The sequence below is a fragment of the Paenibacillus yonginensis genome (genome assembly GCF_001685395.1).
GTDB lineage: Bacteria > Bacillota > Bacilli > Paenibacillales > Paenibacillaceae > Fontibacillus > Fontibacillus yonginensis.
Map to the genome: position 1 here is coordinate 1781962 of NZ_CP014167.1, position 18172 is coordinate 1800133.

An 18172-nucleotide genomic window follows, 5' to 3' on the forward strand; every position below is an offset into this window, starting at 1 on the left:
TTAACTTGTTTGGACGATTTGGCCTTCAGCGGATAGGGGTCAGCGCCCTGTTCCTGCTGCTGCTGGCTCCGCTCTGCTCTTGCGGAACGCCAACCGTCATCAATCGCATCAAGCTGATTCAAGCTGCTGGTTATGATTTGAAAGGGCAAGAAGAAGAGATTCGCGTTAGTGCCTTGGTCGGGGATTACAAGGAGAAAGAGAAAACCAACGTCCAGTTAATGGAGGAAAGATCAAGCAACAGCTTCGATATGATTCCGGTGCTCAGCGAAGAATCCAATGATCCTATTCAATACGGGCAAATGCGTATGATGGTCTTCGGTCAAGATTATGCCAAGAGAGGAATTGGGCCTGTTCTGAATATTTTGGCAAGAGACGTTAAAATATCCAGCCGTTTGAAGCTGGCCGTATCCAGTTCCACTGCGACTGAATTGTTTAAAGCCTGCGAGAATACCCAGGAACCGCTTTATCTGATGCGAATGATCGAACAGAACAGCAAATACGCCAATCTCCCGATCCAGAATCTTCATAAAACCCTTTACAATTATTATGACGAGGGGCGGGATCTCTTTCTCCCCTCTTTCAAGGTGGATGCAGAGCAGCAGCCCCGGATCGACGGCCTGGCTCTGTTCGATGGAGACAGATGGATCGGCAAAGTTGGGAACGATCAGGCGTTATGGCTGAAAATATTAATCGAAGACGCCAAAAACGGCTCATTCGTTATCCCTATTCCCCATTCAAGTGCCCGGGTTGACAAAGTAGCCTTGATTCGGTTTGCCTCTTCAAGAACTACTTTTAAAGCTTCATCTATAAGTAAGCCTTTGGGCTTGAATGTCCACATCGAAGGACAAGTCATCGTGAAGAACATTCCGGGCGATCTTAAACTAGTCAATAAAGTGGAGGTCGAGAAGCTTGAGGACGAGATGGAGCAGTATGTCGCAGCCCGGATAGACCGCTTTATCCGATATTGCTGCTCGAAGCATATCGATCCGGCCGGAATCGGCGATTTTTTCAGAAGCACAGACAGAAAGTGGAATCCGCAAGCATTCTATGCCGTTTATCCATCTCTAACTCCCAAGGTGACCGTTCACTTGAAGATTATTCAATGCGGAAGGCAGGACTAAGCCGCCAAAGAGAGGAGGTCGCATTTATGAATCGTCCGGTTAGCGATAAGTTTACTGTTTCGCCTATTCATATGTTTTTCTTGATCTATGTGAGCCTTGTCGGGATCGGGATGATGAGCTTTCAGCATGACCTCGTTTCTATTGCGGGGGCCGACGCCTGGATAGCCACGTTGCTGTCCCTCCTTGTTGTATTCATTCTGATCTGGATGATGTTCCGGATTTTAGAGATGCAGCCCCCTGGACAAGAACATCTCGCGGCTATTAACCGGCGTTATTTTGGCAACGTTCTGGGCAGGACGCTGAATATTATCTTTGTCCTGTATTTCGTCATAGGGGCTTTTTACGCGTTACGGTTTTACCTGGAGGTGATTCAGGTATGGATTTTTCCCCTTATGAACTTATGGCCGATCAGTCTTTTAATTTTAGCTTTGGCCTATTACCTGGTAACGGGAGGTTTCCAGACTGTGGCGGCCCTATGTTTTTGGGGGACCCTCTTTATGCTGATCTTTGTTGTCACTCAAGTGGTCATGGTTTTTCCTTATTTGCACGGGCGGAATTTGCTTCCCGTCTACGTTCACCGCACCAGTGAAATAATACAAGCTTCGAGGACAATGTGCCAACAATTTCTCGGCTGTGAAATGCTGTTGGTGTTCTATCCTTATATCCAATCCAGGGAAAAATCCCGCAAATGGGCGTACTGGGCGGTGGCCCACTCCGGATTTATCTACCTGCTGGTCCTGTTTATCAGTCTCACTTACTTCACGCCCAATCAGATGGACAAACTTTTATGGCCTACCCTCAGTATTATTTCCATGATAGAGCTTCCTTTGATGCAGCGGACGGAATACATGGTTCTAACCTTTTGGCTGGTCAAATTGCTGGCCAACATCGGTCTGACGATCTGGGCCTCCTGTCAGCTTCTTAAAAAGGACATGAACATTAAACCGCGTATTGGACTTGGATGGATCATGGGGGTTTTTATGGTTTTAATGTTTTTTGTGACCAAACCCAGTCAATTGAAAGGGCTGTCCGTTCTATACAACCAAACAGGCGAATATCTAGTGCTTCTATTTATTCCTTTTTTGTTTGTTCTTTCACAGCTGTTAAGAATCTGGAGACGAGGGAATAAAAACTCTACAGCCGACGATACTCCCACGTGAACCATCCAGCGTCCGGCCAACACGCCATGTATTCCCGTTTAGCAACTAGTCTGCCTTTAGCTCCCCGACAAAACGTCCGGCCTGCCGGAAGTTTTCAATACGTCCGCTTCCGACCGCTGCACATAAGGCTGCTCCGACAGCCGCTTCCTCCGGCGAAGCACTGAGCCTCAGCGGCATGCCGAATATCGTCTCGGCTTTGGCGCGTAAGACCGGGTTGGAACGGAGCGCATTCCCGGAGCCGACCAATCTGTCGTAGGCCGCGGCTTGCAGCTGTTGCAGCTTGATTGCATAGGGCTTAAGTTCTTCGAGCATGCCCTTCAGGAAGGCGTGAGTCAAACTGGCCGGGCGGAAATTATCCAGCGATATATGCTCGATACTCCCCCGGACATTCGGGTTAGAGCGTGTGCCAAGAAACCAGGGCCGTACCGTCAACCCCTGCTCCTGCTCCGGGGCCTCTACCAGGATCCGTTCCATCCAGGCGTACACCTCGCTGGCGTCCAGCGTTTTGCCGGTATAAGCTTCGATTACTTCCTGAAAAAACCTCTCCAGCAGAGCATAAGACTTGCCTCCGCTAAGTGCGGCTCCGACCATTAGTACGCCGCCGCCAGGATAAGGGCGCGCCTCCATTCCCTTTGGCGCCTGCGTCAAATTAGGAACAAAAGCAGAAAGCTGACTGCCCGTTCCGATGTTCAACAGCATCGTATGCTCCGGATCCGGAACACTGCCGAGGAAGCTAGCCTGATTATCTCCTAATGAAGCATACACGGGAATCCCTTCGCGGGTATGCCCGAGTTTTGTCCCGGATGGGACTACAGCTGGAAATACGGAACTATCCAATCCAGCTCCCGCTTTCCCGATCTCCATCCCATCTAAAGCCTTCCGATCAAAAGATCCCAGTTCAGCGCTGTAACCGCCAATAGCTGCGGCCTGAGTCGCGTCCATTACAGGCGTAGTCTTCCCCGTTAATTTAGCTGCCACAAAATCAGCGATTGAGCACAGGGCTGCGGCCCCCCTCTGGAAGCAGTCCGCGCTCCACGTTATACACGTGCGTAACTAGCCCATAACCCGGGGCTACCCGGTACCCGGTTAGTTCGCTGATCCGCTCGGCGTACGTCCTATTTTCCCCGGGAACAAGCTGGGCTCCCCGTCCATCCTGCCACGTATACAGCGGGCTAACCGCATCTCCAAACTCGTTCATATATACAATGCCGTGCATTTGTCCGGTTAATCCGATTCCCTCGATCTCCGGCTCCAGGCCGAGCAGTTCCTTAAGAATGCGCTCGGATTGTCTGTAAATAGCATTCGAATCCTGCAGCCGCTCCCCATTCTCTTGGCCCTGCAGGGAAGCTGAAGCCTGATTGGCCGTAATCCGATGAACCACCTCCCGTCTGTTCAGGTCATAAATCAGACCGGTAATGGTTGTAGTCCCAATGTCTATTCCGATATAAGCTGATCCCATTTGTTTCCCTCCATTTTTTCTAAAACCGAATTTCATAACGAACCTTGTCATGCAAGGACAAAAGGAAATGAATGCGATTGCATTTTTGAACAAAACGTGTCTATTTCTATGGACGCGCTTTCATGAATAACATATACTAGTATTGAATTGAATCGCAAATATGAAGCCTGACGAATGAAATATGCAGCTTTGCTCCACAAACCCTGAGGAGGTACGATTCATGAAAATAGCCGTGATCGGCGGAGGACTCGCCGGCTTAACCGCCGCAGCTTACTTGTCGGAACATCCCGACGTAGAAGGCGTTGTGTTTGAACGCAGCCCGCAGCTGGGCGGACGCGCATTTACGTATCAGAAATCCGGATTTACCCTGAATTACGGCGCACATGCCGTTTACGGAATCGATCGCAACACCATTTCGCAAATGAAGCAGGAGCTTGGCCTGCAATTTGAAAGCAAGCAGGTGGATAAACGCCGTGTCGTTTACGCCAAAAACAACCAATTGACCCTCGCTCCTCTCGATTTCATGAACATCATGAAGACTAACGTGTTATCGGCGATGGAGAAAGTCCGCTTTGTCGGCGAGGTCGCTGCTATCATTGCCAACATTCATCAATTAAAGAATTATCCGACGCTCGGCGAATATCTGGATCGTTCCCACGCTGCTGACGATGTCAAAGAGCTTTGGGAACATCTGGTCTGCTCCAATTTCTTTATTACGCCGGAGGAAGCCCGCAAAGTGCCTGGCACAGTGATTGCCGAATATTATCATAACCTTTTCCTCTCCTCCAAGCCAGTCAACTACATCCTGGGAAGCTGGGCCGTTATAACCGATCAGCTGCAGCAGAAGATCGAATCGAGCGGACGTTGGAATATTTCAGTGAAAGAGCCGGTAGAATCGTTCCGCAAGGAAGGCAGCTCTCTTATTCTGAATACGAAGACCCGCGAGAATCTGGAATTTGATGCGGTTGTTTTTGCTATTCCAGTTCAGCAAGTCTGCAAAATAATGGAGGAGACCCCTTGGGAAACTTCACTCGCGCCTTATGCGGGCAACACCTCCACCGAAGTTCTGGTCTATGACGTCGGGTTCTCCAAAGTGGTGGCTCGTCCTTTCCATTATATCAGCGATATGGATAACAAAATGTTCATCAGCGACGTTTCGGCTACCGATCATACGGTGGTTCCCGAGAACGGCCAGCTGCTTCAGGGCATCGCTTACCTGAACGATCATTTCGAATCCGATGAAGAACGCAAAGCCTATATGGACAATAAAACCAGCAAAATGGAGGAACTGTTCGACCAGTTCTACCCAGGCTGGCGGGATTCCCTGGAGGTCAAACGCGTCTCCAAAAAAGCGATGGTCTCCAGCGTCAAGAACATCGCCTCCAATCAGCTTCTGCCAAACACATTGGCCGGCGTTCCGTTCTATTTCTGCGGCGACGGCTGCGTGGGCAAAGGCGAGCTGGCCGAAAGAGCTTTCTCCAGCGCCCGAAAGGTGGCCCAATCACTGCTGGCCAATTTGAACAAACCGGAAGCCTTATCCTCTTAGCTTCTTCTTAGCCCCGGCTTCCCTCTTGAATACATGGAACAGCCCCGTAAGGAACCGTATGGCTTCCTTCGGGGCTGTTTGTTTGGCTTGAACCTGTACAAAGCCGGATCCTCGCTTTCTTTCATGGCTACAACTGTAAATACAGCGGCTGGTTCATGCAGACTTAATGGCTGCGGTGAATATCCGGGAACTGCCGGGCATATCCATGCACATGACGCCGAAAACCAAGATAACGGGTGCCTTGGAAGGTGAGATTGCCCAAATCGCCTTCAGCGGTCTGTCCGTATTCTTCACCTTGAACCTCAAATTCAAGGCGGTCCCCGCTCTCTACTTCAAAAGTGATGTAATACCGGGTAACCGATCGGTGGGTATCCGAGTCGCTGCTGTGACGGTAGCTTACTTCGGTCCTTTTGCTTGTGACCGTTGTCAATACCGACAGTACCGGCTGGCGGTTATTCCGAACCCACCGGTAAATGCCGCTGCCTGCCGAAATGGCCAGAATGCCCACAATGACAATAATAAACACAGGAATAACGGAACCTGTCACGTCAAACATTTCCAAACCGGTAAGCATGCCCACTCCCCTCCTTGGCTTCAAGAACGGCGAATTCACCTTTCTTCCCCGCTTGTTCTAAATATATGCGTTCCAAACCGAAACTTGATCTTCCCCTGTACAAGAATTGCGGCGTCTCGACCTTTTTACGCAAAAATAACCTTCCCCATGAGTCCTGGGGAAGGTTATTGGAAAACCGTAAAGCCGCTGCCGGCTTGCTGGTTAAGCATAATATTCCATCAACAGCTCTCTTGTTTCACCCGCTTCATCGTCTTCTTCAAGCAGGTTGTTGGCTGCCCAGCATTCTCTGCAGGCCTCTTCTGTCGTACATTCATGAGCGTCGGTGCAGGTGTAGCAGAATTGCAGCAGGTTACGGGTCGTTGTATTATCGAACAATTGGGTTTTCATGTTTATTCACTCCTTAAAGTGTGGGTTGTGGGGGTTCCTCTTTACAAGTTAAATATATCACAGGTCTTTCGGATGTTATGTGATTATTTTCACAATACGCTGGTAAGATCGTAAATCTCCTACATAAAGGTAAACGAAGCTTAACAGCTTGCTTTGATATTTTAAAAGTCGAGTGGAATGGATGGATTTTATGTACCCGCAGGGATAATAAAACCACCTCGTTCTTGTCAGCGAGGTGGTTGGAAACTTCACATACTGCATGGAGAATAGCTTCTTCCTTAGAGACTCCAATCGCAGTTCCATTATTAGTTGAATATTTTTTTAAGAATTATATTCCATGCCATACTTGATACTAACTTCATCATTAAAATCCGGGCTCGTCAGAAATAAAGGATAAAAATTTATAGCATTTGCCAGCTAAGTCCGCCGTCTTGAGTAGACAGTAATCTTGAAGTTCTCTCTTGGCTATTCTGTACAAGCATCCAGCCATATTTAGGTGAAATGAACTGAAGTTTAACCACTTCCGGATAATCATTCAGCGTAGAGGCCAGCCTCGCGCTTTGCGGCAGCGGTCTCCAGGTTTGTCCTTGATCTATCGTATGGTAAAGCAGATGGCCCTGTAAGCTCCAGCCTTCCATTTCATCTACAAAAAACGGAGCAAGCCTGGCATTCACATCCGTTTGCCACGGCAGAGCGAAGTTGATAAATTGGAACTTTGCCGCCCCGTCTGACGTAAAGTATCCACTGTATTTGGAGCTGTCTCCTTTGGTGCAGCGTACCGGGATAAATCCGCTTTGGCCGCTTTCATCAAAGAAGCGGAGTTCCTCGGCTGTATAACTATCGCAATCGCCAAGCTCCTGCTTGTGAAAGAAGCTGTTCAGCGTCCAATGCTGCCCGCCGTCTTTGGTAGTATAAAGGTCGGGTTTCTTGATCTCCTGAATAAGCGCATACCCCTGTTGTTCGGTCGTAAACTCCATATCCGAGAAGTAGCCGTATTGCGGAAGACTGGTCAATGCTCCAGCCTGCCCCGAGCTGACGACTTCGTCTTTGGAAGCGGCCCAGGTTCTGCCGCCGTCATAAGTATTATAGATAAGTTTCTGCTGATTGCCAGGAGAGGTCGGACTGACCGCCATCAGCCAGCCTCGATCGGCACTGGCAAAATATATACTGCTTGGACTTATGCCTGATGGAAGCGATGAAATCTTCCAATTAAGGCCCCCGTCCTCCGTGTGAAGCAGGATTCCTCCCGTAGAGCCTTGGGCTTTGCGCATAATCCAGCCATGTCCTTGGTCCAGGAAAAACATTTCTTTGCCGTAACGAACCGGGCTCGGAAATTGGACCGTCGCAGCCGGTGAAATATTGGTCCATGTCTTGCCTTTGTCACTAGTCGTATAAAGACGTAATTCTCCCCGGGTGATCCCCCAGGCAATGCCGGTCGTTTCCGTCATTAATTGAAAGTCAGTCAAACGTGTTTGAATCTGATATTTCTTCGTAGAATCAACCGCAGCCGCAGTATCCTCCGATTTGGCCGTTTCGGGGTTGACAACAGTGAGTACCTGGCCGTTCTCCTGATTGTCCTCTTCCTGCAGGGGAGCAGGTCCAGATGCTTTTTCTCTCGCTGTACAGGCAGACAACAGCGTACAGGCTGCAACCAGGACGATCATCATGTGCCGCCATTTACTCATCTGTTCTGCCTCCTTTACTAAGATTATCTTCTATCATTATAAGAAAAAGTTTGAATGAAGTCCATGAAAGCGTAATCAAACCAGTCACAGCCGATCATCATGGGCAAAATTAACGACCAGGTGCTGCTCCGGTTTATAAACCGCAAAAGCGTAGCCTTTATGGTTCAGGTAAGCAATCACTTGAGGCAAAACCTGGACCGTCTGTTTCGTTTCATGCATTAAGATGACATTCAAATTGCCGTGCACCTGCCTTTTGATTTGACCGATCACCTTCTCAGGGTGGTTCTTATAGCTCCAGTCCTCGGAATCGACGGTCCAATCCCACAGCTTGAAGCCGGCATTCACAATATCATCGCGGAACTGTTTGTCTATTTGCGGCGCGCTGCCGTATGGGGCACGGATCAGATCCACGTCCCGGCCCGTTATTTTCTTGAACAAGGTTTGTTCCTGCTTGAATTCTTCGATGAAATTCGCTGAGCTCCCGCTCTTGTACAGCTTATTGTAATCGTGGGACATGCTGTGAAGCCCCACATAATGGCCCGCTTTCAGCAGGCGGTTCACCTGCTTCGGATACTTCTTCAAATTCCCGCCGATAGCGAAAAAGGTAGCATGAATATCGTTTTTCGCCAAAATAGCGGCAATTTGATCGCTGTAACGGCTGGGGCCATCATCAAATGTTAAATAAACGGTTTTAGTCTTGACCGACGAGGGGAGCACAGGCTGCAGGCCGGATGGCGATGTGGCCTGAACGTTAGTGCTGCTCGAAGCAGGCGGCTCCGTTGCAGTGCTAATGCTATTGGAAGCCGGCGGAGCTTGGTCCGGTTGATGTGTTGGTTCCGGAGTTGCTTTTGGTTCCCCGGCGCTTGGGCTCCCGCTCGATTCCTGCTCCTGAGCTGTTCCAGCTGTATGTACAGGGCTTGATGAGGACGGCTGACTGCGGTTGGATCCCAATGCTGTCGAACTGACCGTCTTATCCCCTTTTGTCGTAGAATGTGTACTCGCCGTATAGACGGATAAAGCTGCCAAAACGACTACCGCAGCTGCCAAGAAGGTATTGACTCTCCGCAAAGTAATCTTGCTGCGTCTTTTGTTCCCCTGTTTCCTTTGCTTCTCCATACCTCACCCTTGCCTCTCTGCAATCAACTCTCTCTAGTAATACTAGGATAATATAAAAAGCTAGTGTGGAGCTTACAGAATGGTTAACCCGTGGTTACAAACTCATCATAATTTGGTGACAAGCAGGGAAGATTGTCTGATTATGGAAGTTCCTCAATTCTTAAATTCAAATCATCAAAAAGGAGGATATTGGAATGCGAACAATTGAGGTACAATAAGAAAAAAACAGGAAAGGAGCGCCAAACGGCAGTACATAAGGGCCATGGAGCCGTGGATGGAAATCCCGGCTATTGGGGTAATATAAGGAAAAACCTGATTCCATTTTGAAGAGAGAAAGCAAAGGAGAATACAAAATGACAAACACTGCTCAGCGCCCAAACCGGGTTGTCGTGATTGGAACGGGAGCCGTCGGGGCTACTACGGCTTATACTTTATTCCTGCGGGAACGGGCCTCTGAACTTGTGCTGATTGACGCGAATCATGAAAAAGCGCTCGGGGAAGCCCTCGACATGAATCATGGCCTTCCGTTTGCCGGGGGGGTCAAGCTGTGGGCCGGAGACTACAGCGACTGCAAAGACGCCGATATTATCGTCATTGCTGCAGGCTCCAACCAGCGGCCGGGTGAAACCCGCATCGATTTGCTCAAAAGAAATGCGGCGATCTTCGACGATATCATCCGCAATATTACAAACTACAACGACCACGGCATTATTCTCGTGGCCACAAACCCAGTCGACATTTTATCCTATGTTTCGCTGAAGAAAAGCGGATTCCCGGCTAACCGCGTAATCGGCTCCGGCACGCTGCTCGACAGCGCTCGGTTCCGTTATTTGATCGGTCAGAACAAAAAAATCAATCCTCGCAGCATCCATGCTCACATCGTAGGCGAACACGGCGACTCCGAGCTGCCTTTATGGAGCTTGGCCAACGTGGCCGGTGTGGATCTAGAGATCGGTGAAGAGGATAAGGAAGATATCTTTAACCGGACTAAAAATGCCGCTTACGAAATCATCAACGCTAAAGGCTCTACCTCCTACGCTATCGCTTTGGCCCTAGACCGGATCATTGTTTCGATCCTGCAGGATGAAGGTTCCGTCTTGAATGTCTCCACCCTGTTGACCGACTATAACGGGGTTTCCGATGTTTATTTGGGCGTGCCAAGTATTGTGGACCGTTCAGGCGTCCGTGAAGTCCTTGATATTGAGCTAAACACGGAAGAACTTGAACGTTTCCAGGCTTCTGCCCGTAAATTAAAAGAACAAATCGCCAGCTTGGAGCTGTAATACGGAGCTTTTACTCCGAACTGCGGTCGCAACAAATCCACCGCCCCCTCAAAGGGAAAGCGGTGGATTTGTTGATTGGCAGTGAAAAGCCGGATGTAGGAGGCATTTTCGAAAATAATTAATATCATTAATTAATCGCTTCATGCCATTAACTATATTCCCTTGTGCCGACTGACACCGGGGATTGGCCGATGACGTTCAAAATAATGAAAGGAAAATACGGATTTTAAAAATGTCTACCGCGATTAGTTTACATAATAATTATTAAGTTGACTAATGATTGGAATAATGTTGCTCGCTAACAGCTAATGAACATGGAATCCCATTTAATAAGGGATTCCGTCATCCGGTTTCTCCGTCTTCTTGTTGATCAATCGTTCAGCTACATCTTGGAAGGGCTCCGGCTGAAGCAGCTCCACTGGCGAGAAACCTTTATCGAACACAAACGAATCCCCTTCCAAGATAACGGCATACCGACCGTTTAATTTGGAGAAATGAATGGTGCCGCCAAAGTCAGCCAATTTGCCTTTCACCAGCGTATCCCCTATCCGGAATTTCAGCTCGATCTCCGGTTTGATTTCAATAATCCGTTCCGCGGCTTCGACAACCTCGGCTGGCTCCCACTTCTCCTGAATATCCCTCTTTTCGCTTGCCGCCCACAGCTCAATTTCATGTTCTACCTGCTGGCGTTCCTCATGCGTTTCGTCCGGCCATTTGCTTTCGACAAATTGCTGGACGCAGCCCATGACATGATCGTTCACCATTTCCGGTATTGACTGCTCATAAGTGACAAACTTCAGGAAGTCTTCAAAATAGCGGGCATGCGAGGTCTGATGAATTTTCAGCTCCCAGTCGTCAACCATCCCTTCTTCCAGCATATAAGGATACATAATCGATTTCATGCTGCGCGCGCTGATGGCCATTTCGACCTGGTTGACGAGGCTGCGTTCATCCGAAATCCGCGCGATTTTCTGTTCAAAGTCACATTTCAGCAGGAATATAAACGGGTCCTCCGAATAATTCTCCAAAGTCGCCTGCACTGCAATCAAGGCGCCGCCCCGTACGGCGCTGGTGTCCAGGTAAGCCCGGACGACATCATCGCAGGCATATTGAAATTCCTGTTTGTCAGTAGCAGCCCGCATCCGGGCAAACATATTAAAATTCGGATTGCTGTCCAGCCCATAATCCGGTTCCACAATAAAGCGGCCAACCTTAGTCGGCGCATGCTCGACGGAGGGATTTTTCTCTACTTTACGTTTGGCGATCCGGTTAAACTCACCGCTCAGAAAGCGCTGAATCTCACTGTCGATATACTCTTCTCCATCCAAGGTTTGAAAATGCTTGTACGATAAATTCGCGTTATTTCCCCCGCCATTCTCTTGGCCTTCCCCTTGAATTACAAAAAAAGACAACATTTGAACCATAAACTTCATGCAGCAAACTCCTTTACTCATCTTCTGGTGTTTGTATGTTTAATGAGATAAATGATTAATAATATTAAAACAAATAAAAATCTCCCCTATTTATCTCTTTGCCGGGCGTTCATCCCAAGGAGAGTTGGCTCTCCCGTCCTAAAAGTTAACATAATATTTATAATGTATACTTAAAGAGAGGAAGGTTATATCGAAATTCGCAGCTCCAGCTTGGCCATTGCTTCTTCTTTCTCGCGGCTGGTAATGTGAGTATATACCGTTGTCGTCTGGATCGACGAGTGGCCCAGCAGTTCTTGAACCGTGCGGAGATCCGCGCCTCGCCGCAGCAGCATTGTGGCAAAAGAATGCCGCAGCTTATGGCTGGAATAAGCGATTTTCCGCGCCTCCGGCACCCCGGTTTGAAACCGCTCAAACGTATCAGCCGCAATCTGCTGGATGCAGCGGATGGACAATCTTTTCCCCTTCTGCGAAATAAACATCGCTTCCTCTTTGCTTCTCCATGGACTTAAACGGCTGTCCAGCGCGGCCTCGAGAAAAGGCAGCACCGCTTCCGGAATTGGAATGACTCTCCATTTTCGGCCTTTCCCCAGCACACTTAACGTCTTCGCTTCGGGATTATAGTCCGATAGATTTAGCGCATTGACCTCTCCGACCCGCAGCCCCATGTACCCCATCAGCAGAAAAATCGCAATATTCCGCGTTTTGTATTTTCCGTCTATATGCTGAATAAACCGCTCAAGGCTATGCTCATCCAGGAAAACCGGAAGCCGATTTTTTTCCGTTTTGGACTTTTTGATTCCAGCCGCCGGATTGCCCTCCAGCACTTCCAGCTCATTCAGCGCCTTGAAGAAACAATGCACCGAAGCATGTTTCCGGTTGCGGGTCGCGTCTGAAACGCCTTTTTCCCGGACGGACGTCAGATAGCTGACGATATGCAGCCTTTTCACCCGCTCAAGCGGCTTGCCGTCCAGACTGTCCAGCAATTCGTAGACATCGCTTAAATAAGATTTCTGCGTATATTTTGTATACCCCGCATCCTTCATCCAGATCAGAAAAGCCTCCACCGCTTCTTCGTATATTTCCGGGAGTTCTTTCATCATTAAGCCGACCTCCTGCCTGCATAACTGCCATACAAACAAAGCAAAACCGGCTTTCCAGCCGGCAGCTCTGCTCCTTTGCTCGTTCCGTTATAAACAATGTAAGATTCATCCATCAGGACTCAATGGCTGTATCCAAATCAGTTAGATCCAAATCAGCCGCGGCATCAGCCGCATCTGCGGTCTGAAGAGGGCCGTCCGTGCCGCCGACCAGATCCAGCACGCCAATCGCAAGAGCACCGATCGCAGCGGCTTTGGTTAAATTTCTGGCACCTTGTTTAAGCCGGTCCGTATCCTGCTCCCGGATGCCCTGCACAACCGCTTTGCCGTTATCATAAAGATAACCGACACCTTCGGTAACGCCGCGAAGTGTCGTCCCCACAGCAGCTCCCATATCCTGCATGCCGTTCTCCACCTTGTCTTCGTTTCGGGTGGCGATTCCGGCCCCTACCTCCCAGACGCCGCTCGCCGCATGGCCGAGCACAAGACCGGTCTTGGCCGTGGCCGCCTCAACCCCGTCTCCTATTTCCTTGACGAGCTTAGCTCCAGTTAGCTCTCCAACAACTCTTAGACTGCCGCCGAGCATTAAACCGGTAAATTCCCCTGCGGTTTGGCCAGCTTTCTTAAGCCATCTCACGGTTAACCCCTCCTCTTCACGATCATCCGTCCTCACCAGCTTGTGCTTTCTTGTTCCACAACTGCGACGGGCCGGCCATGCCTTATTTAATCCATAGACTCGCTGTCCGGGGTGTGGAAGCCCGATAAGCCGTTTCTCCGCCCATCAGCCGGATTCTTTCTTTGGCCAGCTTCCTATACGTTATCGTCACTTCAAAAGCTTCGGAAAAAGGACTCGGCAACACCTCCACCCGCTCCTTCTCTTTCCAGAAGGCAGTCAGCCGCTTCGCCGACCGGGCATTTAGAAATTCGGTATTCGCAAAGCCTTCCCGAAACCAGGGATGCTCTTCTTCCTTATCTACGCCAGGTTCATTCAGGCTGATATATAAGGAAAGATCATCGCACAGCTGGAGCAGCCGGAAGTGCCGGAGTACGGCGGGGTCCTCCTTCCCGATGGAAAGCTGGTGCCTAAGCCGTTCCTGTCGCTGCTCTTCACGCCTCACAAACTGCTGCCACAGCCTTTCGTGCGCCTGCTGCGTAAAGGAAACAAAATGCAGGCTGCAAATCAAACCCGCATAAGGACTCATTTCCTCTACTTCATTTAAACCCTGCTCATAAGCCTCCAGCTTGGGTTCAAGCGGATAATCCACAAACGTATAAGGCCTGCCCGTCTCTTCATTCCATAGCGGTTTCTTGTCCAAAGCAATCCAGCCGCGGTCATGCTCGTAAACGGCCGTAATCAGATCGTCAGTATAAGGATCATCAGGGGGCAGGATGCCCGCCTTCAATTGTTTGGCAAACTCTCCGGCTAACCTGCCATGTTCGTGCTGCTCGATCATCACCAAACCCATATCATGTTCACGAACGATCATAAACGGCTGCTCCTTTGTATAAAATAGAAGATATGTAAAATTTCCAGGAATAGGATATCTCCATGTTGTATTTATCGTTTATTTTAACACAGATCGGCCCGAAAGCCGATTTTTAAATCGCTCAGAAATGAAATTGCGTATAATTTATGTTATACGCAGTTTTTGGACATAAGAAAGAGGAGGTCCAATTGCGGACGCTCCTAGTTTCTTGCGGTTTTATGGAGGTCACAACGGTTCATCGTTCCCCCGTTATGCCGTTATGCAATTGTACGCAATTCCCGTCATTATTCCGCAGTGAAGTCATTGGAACTTGCACTCCACTGGCTGGTTCATTACTCTCCGTAAACTGTGTCTTCCGCAGCCTGCAGACGTTCTTTCTCTTCACTCAAGGCTTCATTCACCAAATCAACGCCTTGACCGCCTTCCGCGCTTTCAGCAGCTTCCGTTACAGCTTCTTCCGTATGGGCCAGACGATTCTCCGCCTGCTCCAGCATCTGCTCGGTAGGATGGCTCAAAGCCTGCGAAACAGCATTATGCAGTTTGTTAACAGCGATTTGGGCCCGGGCTATCGAGTTGTTTTCATGCAAACTGGAATCATAATCTTTCGTCAATGAGTAAACGCTCCTTTCAATTGGAACCTTTATTGGAACCATAGTCTGTAAGTAGGTTGCATGAGAAGGGCGTTTCTTATTCATTTAGAGGGATTAAATCAGGACCAGCAGCTCTCCCCCTGCCGCTCCGGCCAGCACGACCAGCCACGGAGGCAGCTTCCAGAATACCAGAAGCAGAAACAATACGGCGGCAAACACTAAATCATTTGCTTCTAGAATGGCCGACGTAAATACCGGATGATACAATGCAGCCAGCAATATCCCCACCACCGCAGCGTTAACGCCGATTATAGCGCCCTGCATCTTCCGATTGCTGCGCAAGCCGCTCCAGAACGGCAGCACCCCGGCAACCAACAGAAAGGCCGGAAGGAAAATCGCCAACGTGGCCCAGACTGCCCCGGCGGTTCCAAGCATCGAAGCACCTAAATAAGCGGCAAAAGTAAATAATGGACCCGGTACCGCCTGAGCGGCACCATATCCGGCCAGGAATTCGCCGGCGCTGAGCCAGTCGTTTGGAACTACCTCTCTTTCCAGCAGCGGCAGAACCACATGTCCACCGCCAAACACTAACGATCCTGACCTGTAGAAGCTGTCGAACATAGCCAGCCAAAGATTGCCCGACGATTCCCTCAGCAGCGGAAGGCCCACCAAGAGAACCAGAAATATAACCAAACTTATGAAGGCCGCTCTGCGGCTGAGCGGGACTGAAAGCTCGGTTGGAGCTGCCGTCGCCTCCTTCCGGAACCACAGAACACCGATCCCCGCAGCGGCGATCATAAGCAGCACCTGGCTGACGGCTGTCTGCCAAACCAGGGTCACGGCGAGCGCAAGCACGGCTATAGTCGCTTTATTGCGGTCATTGGCCAGCTTCTGACCCATGCTCAGCACGGCCTGAAGAACGATGACGACAGCCACAATCTTTAGTCCATGAATCCATCCCGCATCACTTAGCCCAATCCCTTTAAGCAGATAAGCAAACAGGACAAGCATGACCACCGAAGGCAGCGTGAAGCCCAGCCAAGCGACCAGACCACCAAGCAGCCCCGCGCGGAGAATGCCGATGCCAATCCCGGCCTGGCTGCTCGCTGGACCCGGCAGCAGCTGGCATAAAGCGATCAGATCGGCATAATTCCGTTCGTCGAGCCATTTCCGCTGCCGGACATATTCGTGATGGAAATATCCCAAATGGGCAATCGGACCGCCAAAGGAGGTCAACCCCAGCTTGAATGAAACCCTCCAAATTTCGTTTAAGGCAGCCAGCTTCCCGCTTGGCCTGTCCTCCCCCTGATCCCGTTCATGCTCTTCTACCATTCTCTGCTTGGATATCACTAACGTTTGCCTCCCGGAGATTTAATCCATAATTTCGAGAAATCCAGAAATCCGAAGCTGGTGGTCTGGAGCCCCTGCAAATCCTGATCATAAAAAGCCTTTTTGTTCATATGACAGCCGTAAAGCAGCCAGTTTTGATCTTTTAGGAGCTGTTCGGCCTGATCCAGCATGAAATGCCGTTCTTCTTGACTATGCTCCATATAACCCTCCAGCACTCCTTTAATCCTGGTTGACTGCTCTGTGTCCAAGAAGAATTGGATTGACCCATAGCTGCTCAGGAACAGGTTGATCAGCCCCCATTCCCAATCCTCCTCGAGCGCCTCCTCTGCCAGAACCAGATCGGCGGCATCCCGCATCGACTCGAAATCGACTTCCTTATACGGAGCAAGAGAAATCCGGATGCCCAGGCTTTCGCAGCGCCGGCGAATCCATTCCGCCTCCTCTTCTTCCTCTTTCATAATACTTTTGAAAGCCAATACCAGCTCTTGCCCATCATAACCGCTGGTTTCAAGCCGTTGCTTCACTTCCTCCACGGAAACCGGGCGAGCACCATGCTCCCCGGTTTTGCTCTTCCAGGGCAGGAAGCTTGAAGCGGGAGCAAGGCGATTGCCGCCTAGCTCCTCCCATAATACCTCAGGATTATAAACCCAGCGTAAAACCTCACGGAAGCCGTCGAGATGCTGAGGACCTTTTTTCCGGAAGTTGAACAGCACATATTTACATCCAGCCGCGCGGTACTCCGGACAGATGCCCGTTGGCAGCGGCCGCGACAAGAGCTCTTCAGGATTGCCCGCCGAGCTTACCTGATAATGGCGTTCACTGGAGGCCATCTCCGGGAAAAACCAGATCCTCACTTCATCCAGCAGCGGACGATAACCGTAATAACCGTCAAAGGCAGTAAGCCGCAGGTTATCCGGCGTCAGGCTGCCGATGGAGAACGGTCCCGTTCCAACCAGGCGTTCCCGAGGGTCTGTGCCTTCCGGCAAAATGCTGAGCGGAAAGCTGCCGACGATATGCAGCATAAACCGGTTAGGGCGGCGAAAGATAAAACTTAAAGCATAATCCCCGTTAACCTCCAGCCGATCCAGATCTTGGAACGGCCATAACCCGGGACTTTCCAAAGCTTCAAGCCGCTCCACGGTAAATTGGACATCTCTGGCGGTCAACGTCTTCCCATGATGGAACCTCACGCCTTTCCGCAAATAAAACGTCCACCGCGTGAAATCCTCATTCGTTTCCCATAAATGAGCTAATTCAGGCTGAAAGCTTGTCTCCTTGAAAGGATCCTCCTCATTTCGCTCATAACGGACAAGCGTGCTGCAGACTTGGCCCAGTATATAGGCCTCAAAAGCCGTATAAACAAACGCCGGGTCAAAACTGCCCGGAGCCCGGTAACGGATCATCTGCATCATATCCGTTCCGCCGGCGGCACTGGTGTGACTGCTGATGCCCATTTCCGCATTGAGCGCTCCCCACAGCTCCTCTTTCTGCCTGTCGCAGATTTCGGGTCTTCCCAGAAGGTCGATCGCTTCTTTGATATGTCCTTTGCCCAGTTCTCTTCGGAAAGCTTCGGCAATCACGTTATGACGGCTGCGGATGAATTGAATTTTTGATTTATGCCCTCTTCCCCGGCCAGCCTCCCAGCGGATATAGCCGAGCTCCTCTAAACGACGCAGAATGATTTTTACATTCCTAGGGGTACAGTTTAAGAACTCCGAGAGCTGCTCTATCGTTACAGGAAGCGGCCCGGCATACGCCGAAGACTCGGGTTTGGTGTTAAGCTCTACCCTGAACAGGTCTGTCATTTCCGGCTTGTATTCCAGCTCTTTGCCCAGGTGACCGGCGATTTTGATAAAATGCTCTTCATACGGCTCCATTCGATCA

The 18172-nt window shown here is 50.0% G+C and carries 17 protein-coding genes; 4 read left to right on the plus strand and 13 right to left on the minus strand.

Annotation, left to right across the window (positions count from 1 at the left end; all coding sequences use genetic code 11):
• The first annotated feature begins 5 nt into the window (after positions 1 to 5).
• Both AWM70_RS08205 and AWM70_RS08210 read left to right on the plus strand, forming a co-directional pair.
• Positions 6 to 1121 carry a Ger(x)C family spore germination protein gene (locus tag AWM70_RS08205; protein ID WP_068695376.1) on the plus strand — a complete coding sequence of 372 codons (1116 nt, stop codon included), beginning with the start codon at positions 6 to 8 and terminating at the stop codon, positions 1119 to 1121.
• 26 nt (positions 1122 to 1147) lie between these two features.
• A complete protein-coding gene (locus tag AWM70_RS08210) occupies positions 1148 to 2281 on the plus strand; it encodes a GerAB/ArcD/ProY family transporter (RefSeq protein WP_068695378.1) in 1134 nt (377 codons plus the stop codon).
• Between the two features lie 45 nt (positions 2282 to 2326).
• Here the strand turns inward: AWM70_RS08210 and AWM70_RS08215 are convergent, their stop codons facing one another.
• Positions 2327 to 3259 (minus strand): sedoheptulokinase, encoded by a 933-nt coding sequence (locus AWM70_RS08215; protein WP_169823417.1) that lies wholly within the window; start codon positions 3257 to 3259, stop codon positions 2327 to 2329.
• A 4-nt stretch (positions 3260 to 3263) separates the two neighbouring features.
• Positions 3264 to 3740, minus strand: coding sequence for an FGGY family carbohydrate kinase (locus AWM70_RS08220; RefSeq protein WP_068695382.1), 477 nt, complete (start codon positions 3738 to 3740; stop codon positions 3264 to 3266).
• Between the two features lie 220 nt (positions 3741 to 3960).
• Between AWM70_RS08220 and AWM70_RS08225 the strand changes: the two genes are divergently transcribed.
• Complete coding sequence (locus AWM70_RS08225; RefSeq protein WP_068695383.1) at positions 3961 to 5286, plus strand: FAD-dependent oxidoreductase; 1326 nt, start codon at positions 3961 to 3963, stop codon at positions 5284 to 5286.
• 163 nt (positions 5287 to 5449) lie between these two features.
• Here AWM70_RS08225 and AWM70_RS08230 read toward each other — a convergent pair whose 3' ends face one another.
• The 4 genes from AWM70_RS08230 to AWM70_RS08245 all read right to left on the minus strand — a co-directional run bounded on the left by AWM70_RS08230 (position 5450) and on the right by AWM70_RS08245 (position 9048).
• Positions 5450 to 5860, minus strand: coding sequence for a DUF2500 domain-containing protein (locus tag AWM70_RS08230; RefSeq protein ID WP_068695385.1), 411 nt, complete (start codon positions 5858 to 5860; stop codon positions 5450 to 5452).
• A gap of 201 nt (positions 5861 to 6061) precedes the next feature.
• Complete coding sequence (locus AWM70_RS08235) at positions 6062 to 6247, minus strand: hypothetical protein (RefSeq protein WP_068695387.1); 186 nt, start codon at positions 6245 to 6247, stop codon at positions 6062 to 6064.
• Positions 6248 to 6648: 401 nt separating this feature from the next.
• Positions 6649 to 7932, minus strand: coding sequence for a YCF48-related protein (locus tag AWM70_RS08240; protein WP_068695388.1), 1284 nt, complete (start codon positions 7930 to 7932; stop codon positions 6649 to 6651).
• Positions 7933 to 8016: 84 nt separating this feature from the next.
• Positions 8017 to 9048 carry a polysaccharide deacetylase family protein gene (locus AWM70_RS08245; RefSeq protein WP_068695391.1) on the minus strand — a complete coding sequence of 344 codons (1032 nt, stop codon included), beginning with the start codon at positions 9046 to 9048 and terminating at the stop codon, positions 8017 to 8019.
• A 353-nt stretch (positions 9049 to 9401) separates the two neighbouring features.
• Between AWM70_RS08245 and AWM70_RS08250 the strand changes: the two genes are divergently transcribed.
• Entirely contained in the window at positions 9402 to 10331 is a 930-nt protein-coding gene (locus AWM70_RS08250; protein ID WP_068695393.1) for an L-lactate dehydrogenase, read from the plus strand.
• Positions 10332 to 10657: 326 nt separating this feature from the next.
• Here AWM70_RS08250 and AWM70_RS08255 read toward each other — a convergent pair whose 3' ends face one another.
• From AWM70_RS08255 to AWM70_RS08285, 7 genes are all read right to left on the minus strand, one after another.
• A complete protein-coding gene (locus tag AWM70_RS08255) occupies positions 10658 to 11764 on the minus strand; it encodes a DUF3900 domain-containing protein (protein ID WP_068695395.1) in 1107 nt (368 codons plus the stop codon).
• A 185-nt stretch (positions 11765 to 11949) separates the two neighbouring features.
• Positions 11950 to 12864 carry a tyrosine-type recombinase/integrase gene (locus tag AWM70_RS08260; protein ID WP_099093074.1) on the minus strand — a complete coding sequence of 305 codons (915 nt, stop codon included), beginning with the start codon at positions 12862 to 12864 and terminating at the stop codon, positions 11950 to 11952.
• A 112-nt stretch (positions 12865 to 12976) separates the two neighbouring features.
• The gene (locus AWM70_RS08265) at positions 12977 to 13498 is read right to left on the minus strand and encodes a hypothetical protein (protein WP_068695397.1); all 522 of its coding nucleotides are present in this window, start codon (positions 13496 to 13498) and stop codon (positions 12977 to 12979) included.
• 82 nt (positions 13499 to 13580) lie between these two features.
• Positions 13581 to 14348, minus strand: a complete 768-nt coding sequence (locus AWM70_RS08270; RefSeq protein ID WP_068695399.1) for a DUF3891 family protein — start codon at positions 14346 to 14348, stop codon at positions 13581 to 13583.
• A gap of 332 nt (positions 14349 to 14680) precedes the next feature.
• Complete coding sequence (locus AWM70_RS08275; protein ID WP_237167866.1) at positions 14681 to 14959, minus strand: 3-hydroxyacyl-CoA dehydrogenase; 279 nt, start codon at positions 14957 to 14959, stop codon at positions 14681 to 14683.
• Between the two features lie 93 nt (positions 14960 to 15052).
• Positions 15053 to 16270 (minus strand): chromate transporter, encoded by a 1218-nt coding sequence (locus AWM70_RS08280; protein WP_068700479.1) that lies wholly within the window; start codon positions 16268 to 16270, stop codon positions 15053 to 15055.
• A 17-nt stretch (positions 16271 to 16287) separates the two neighbouring features.
• Positions 16288 to 18165: an ABC transporter substrate-binding protein gene (locus AWM70_RS08285; protein WP_068695401.1), complete on the minus strand. Its 1878-nt coding sequence runs from the start codon at positions 18163 to 18165 to the stop codon at positions 16288 to 16290.
• Between the last annotated feature and the right edge of the window lie 7 nt (positions 18166 to 18172).

Coding starts and splice junctions, on each gene's coding strand:
- AWM70_RS08210 (WP_068695378.1), top strand. CDS start 1,148: ATGAATCGTCCGGTTAGCGATAAGTTTACTGTTTCGCCTATTCATATG.
- AWM70_RS08220 (WP_068695382.1), bottom strand. CDS start 3,740: ATGGGATCAGCTTATATCGGAATAGACATTGGGACTACAACCATTACC.
- AWM70_RS08225 (WP_068695383.1), top strand. CDS start 3,961: ATGAAAATAGCCGTGATCGGCGGAGGACTCGCCGGCTTAACCGCCGCA.
- AWM70_RS08230 (WP_068695385.1), bottom strand. CDS start 5,860: ATGCTTACCGGTTTGGAAATGTTTGACGTGACAGGTTCCGTTATTCCT.
- AWM70_RS08235 (WP_068695387.1), bottom strand. CDS start 6,247: ATGAAAACCCAATTGTTCGATAATACAACGACCCGTAACCTGCTGCAA.
- AWM70_RS08240 (WP_068695388.1), bottom strand. CDS start 7,932: ATGAGTAAATGGCGGCACATGATGATCGTCCTGGTTGCAGCCTGTACG.
- AWM70_RS08245 (WP_068695391.1), bottom strand. CDS start 9,048: ATGGAGAAGCAAAGGAAACAGGGGAACAAAAGACGCAGCAAGATTACT.
- AWM70_RS08250 (WP_068695393.1), top strand. CDS start 9,402: ATGACAAACACTGCTCAGCGCCCAAACCGGGTTGTCGTGATTGGAACG.
- AWM70_RS08255 (WP_068695395.1), bottom strand. CDS start 11,764: ATGAAGTTTATGGTTCAAATGTTGTCTTTTTTTGTAATTCAAGGGGAA.
- AWM70_RS08260 (WP_099093074.1), bottom strand. CDS start 12,864: ATGATGAAAGAACTCCCGGAAATATACGAAGAAGCGGTGGAGGCTTTT.
- AWM70_RS08270 (WP_068695399.1), bottom strand. CDS start 14,348: ATGATCGTTCGTGAACATGATATGGGTTTGGTGATGATCGAGCAGCAC.
- AWM70_RS08280 (WP_068700479.1), bottom strand. CDS start 16,270: ATGGTAGAAGAGCATGAACGGGATCAGGGGGAGGACAGGCCAAGCGGG.
- AWM70_RS08285 (WP_068695401.1), bottom strand. CDS start 18,165: ATGGAGCCGTATGAAGAGCATTTTATCAAAATCGCCGGTCACCTGGGC.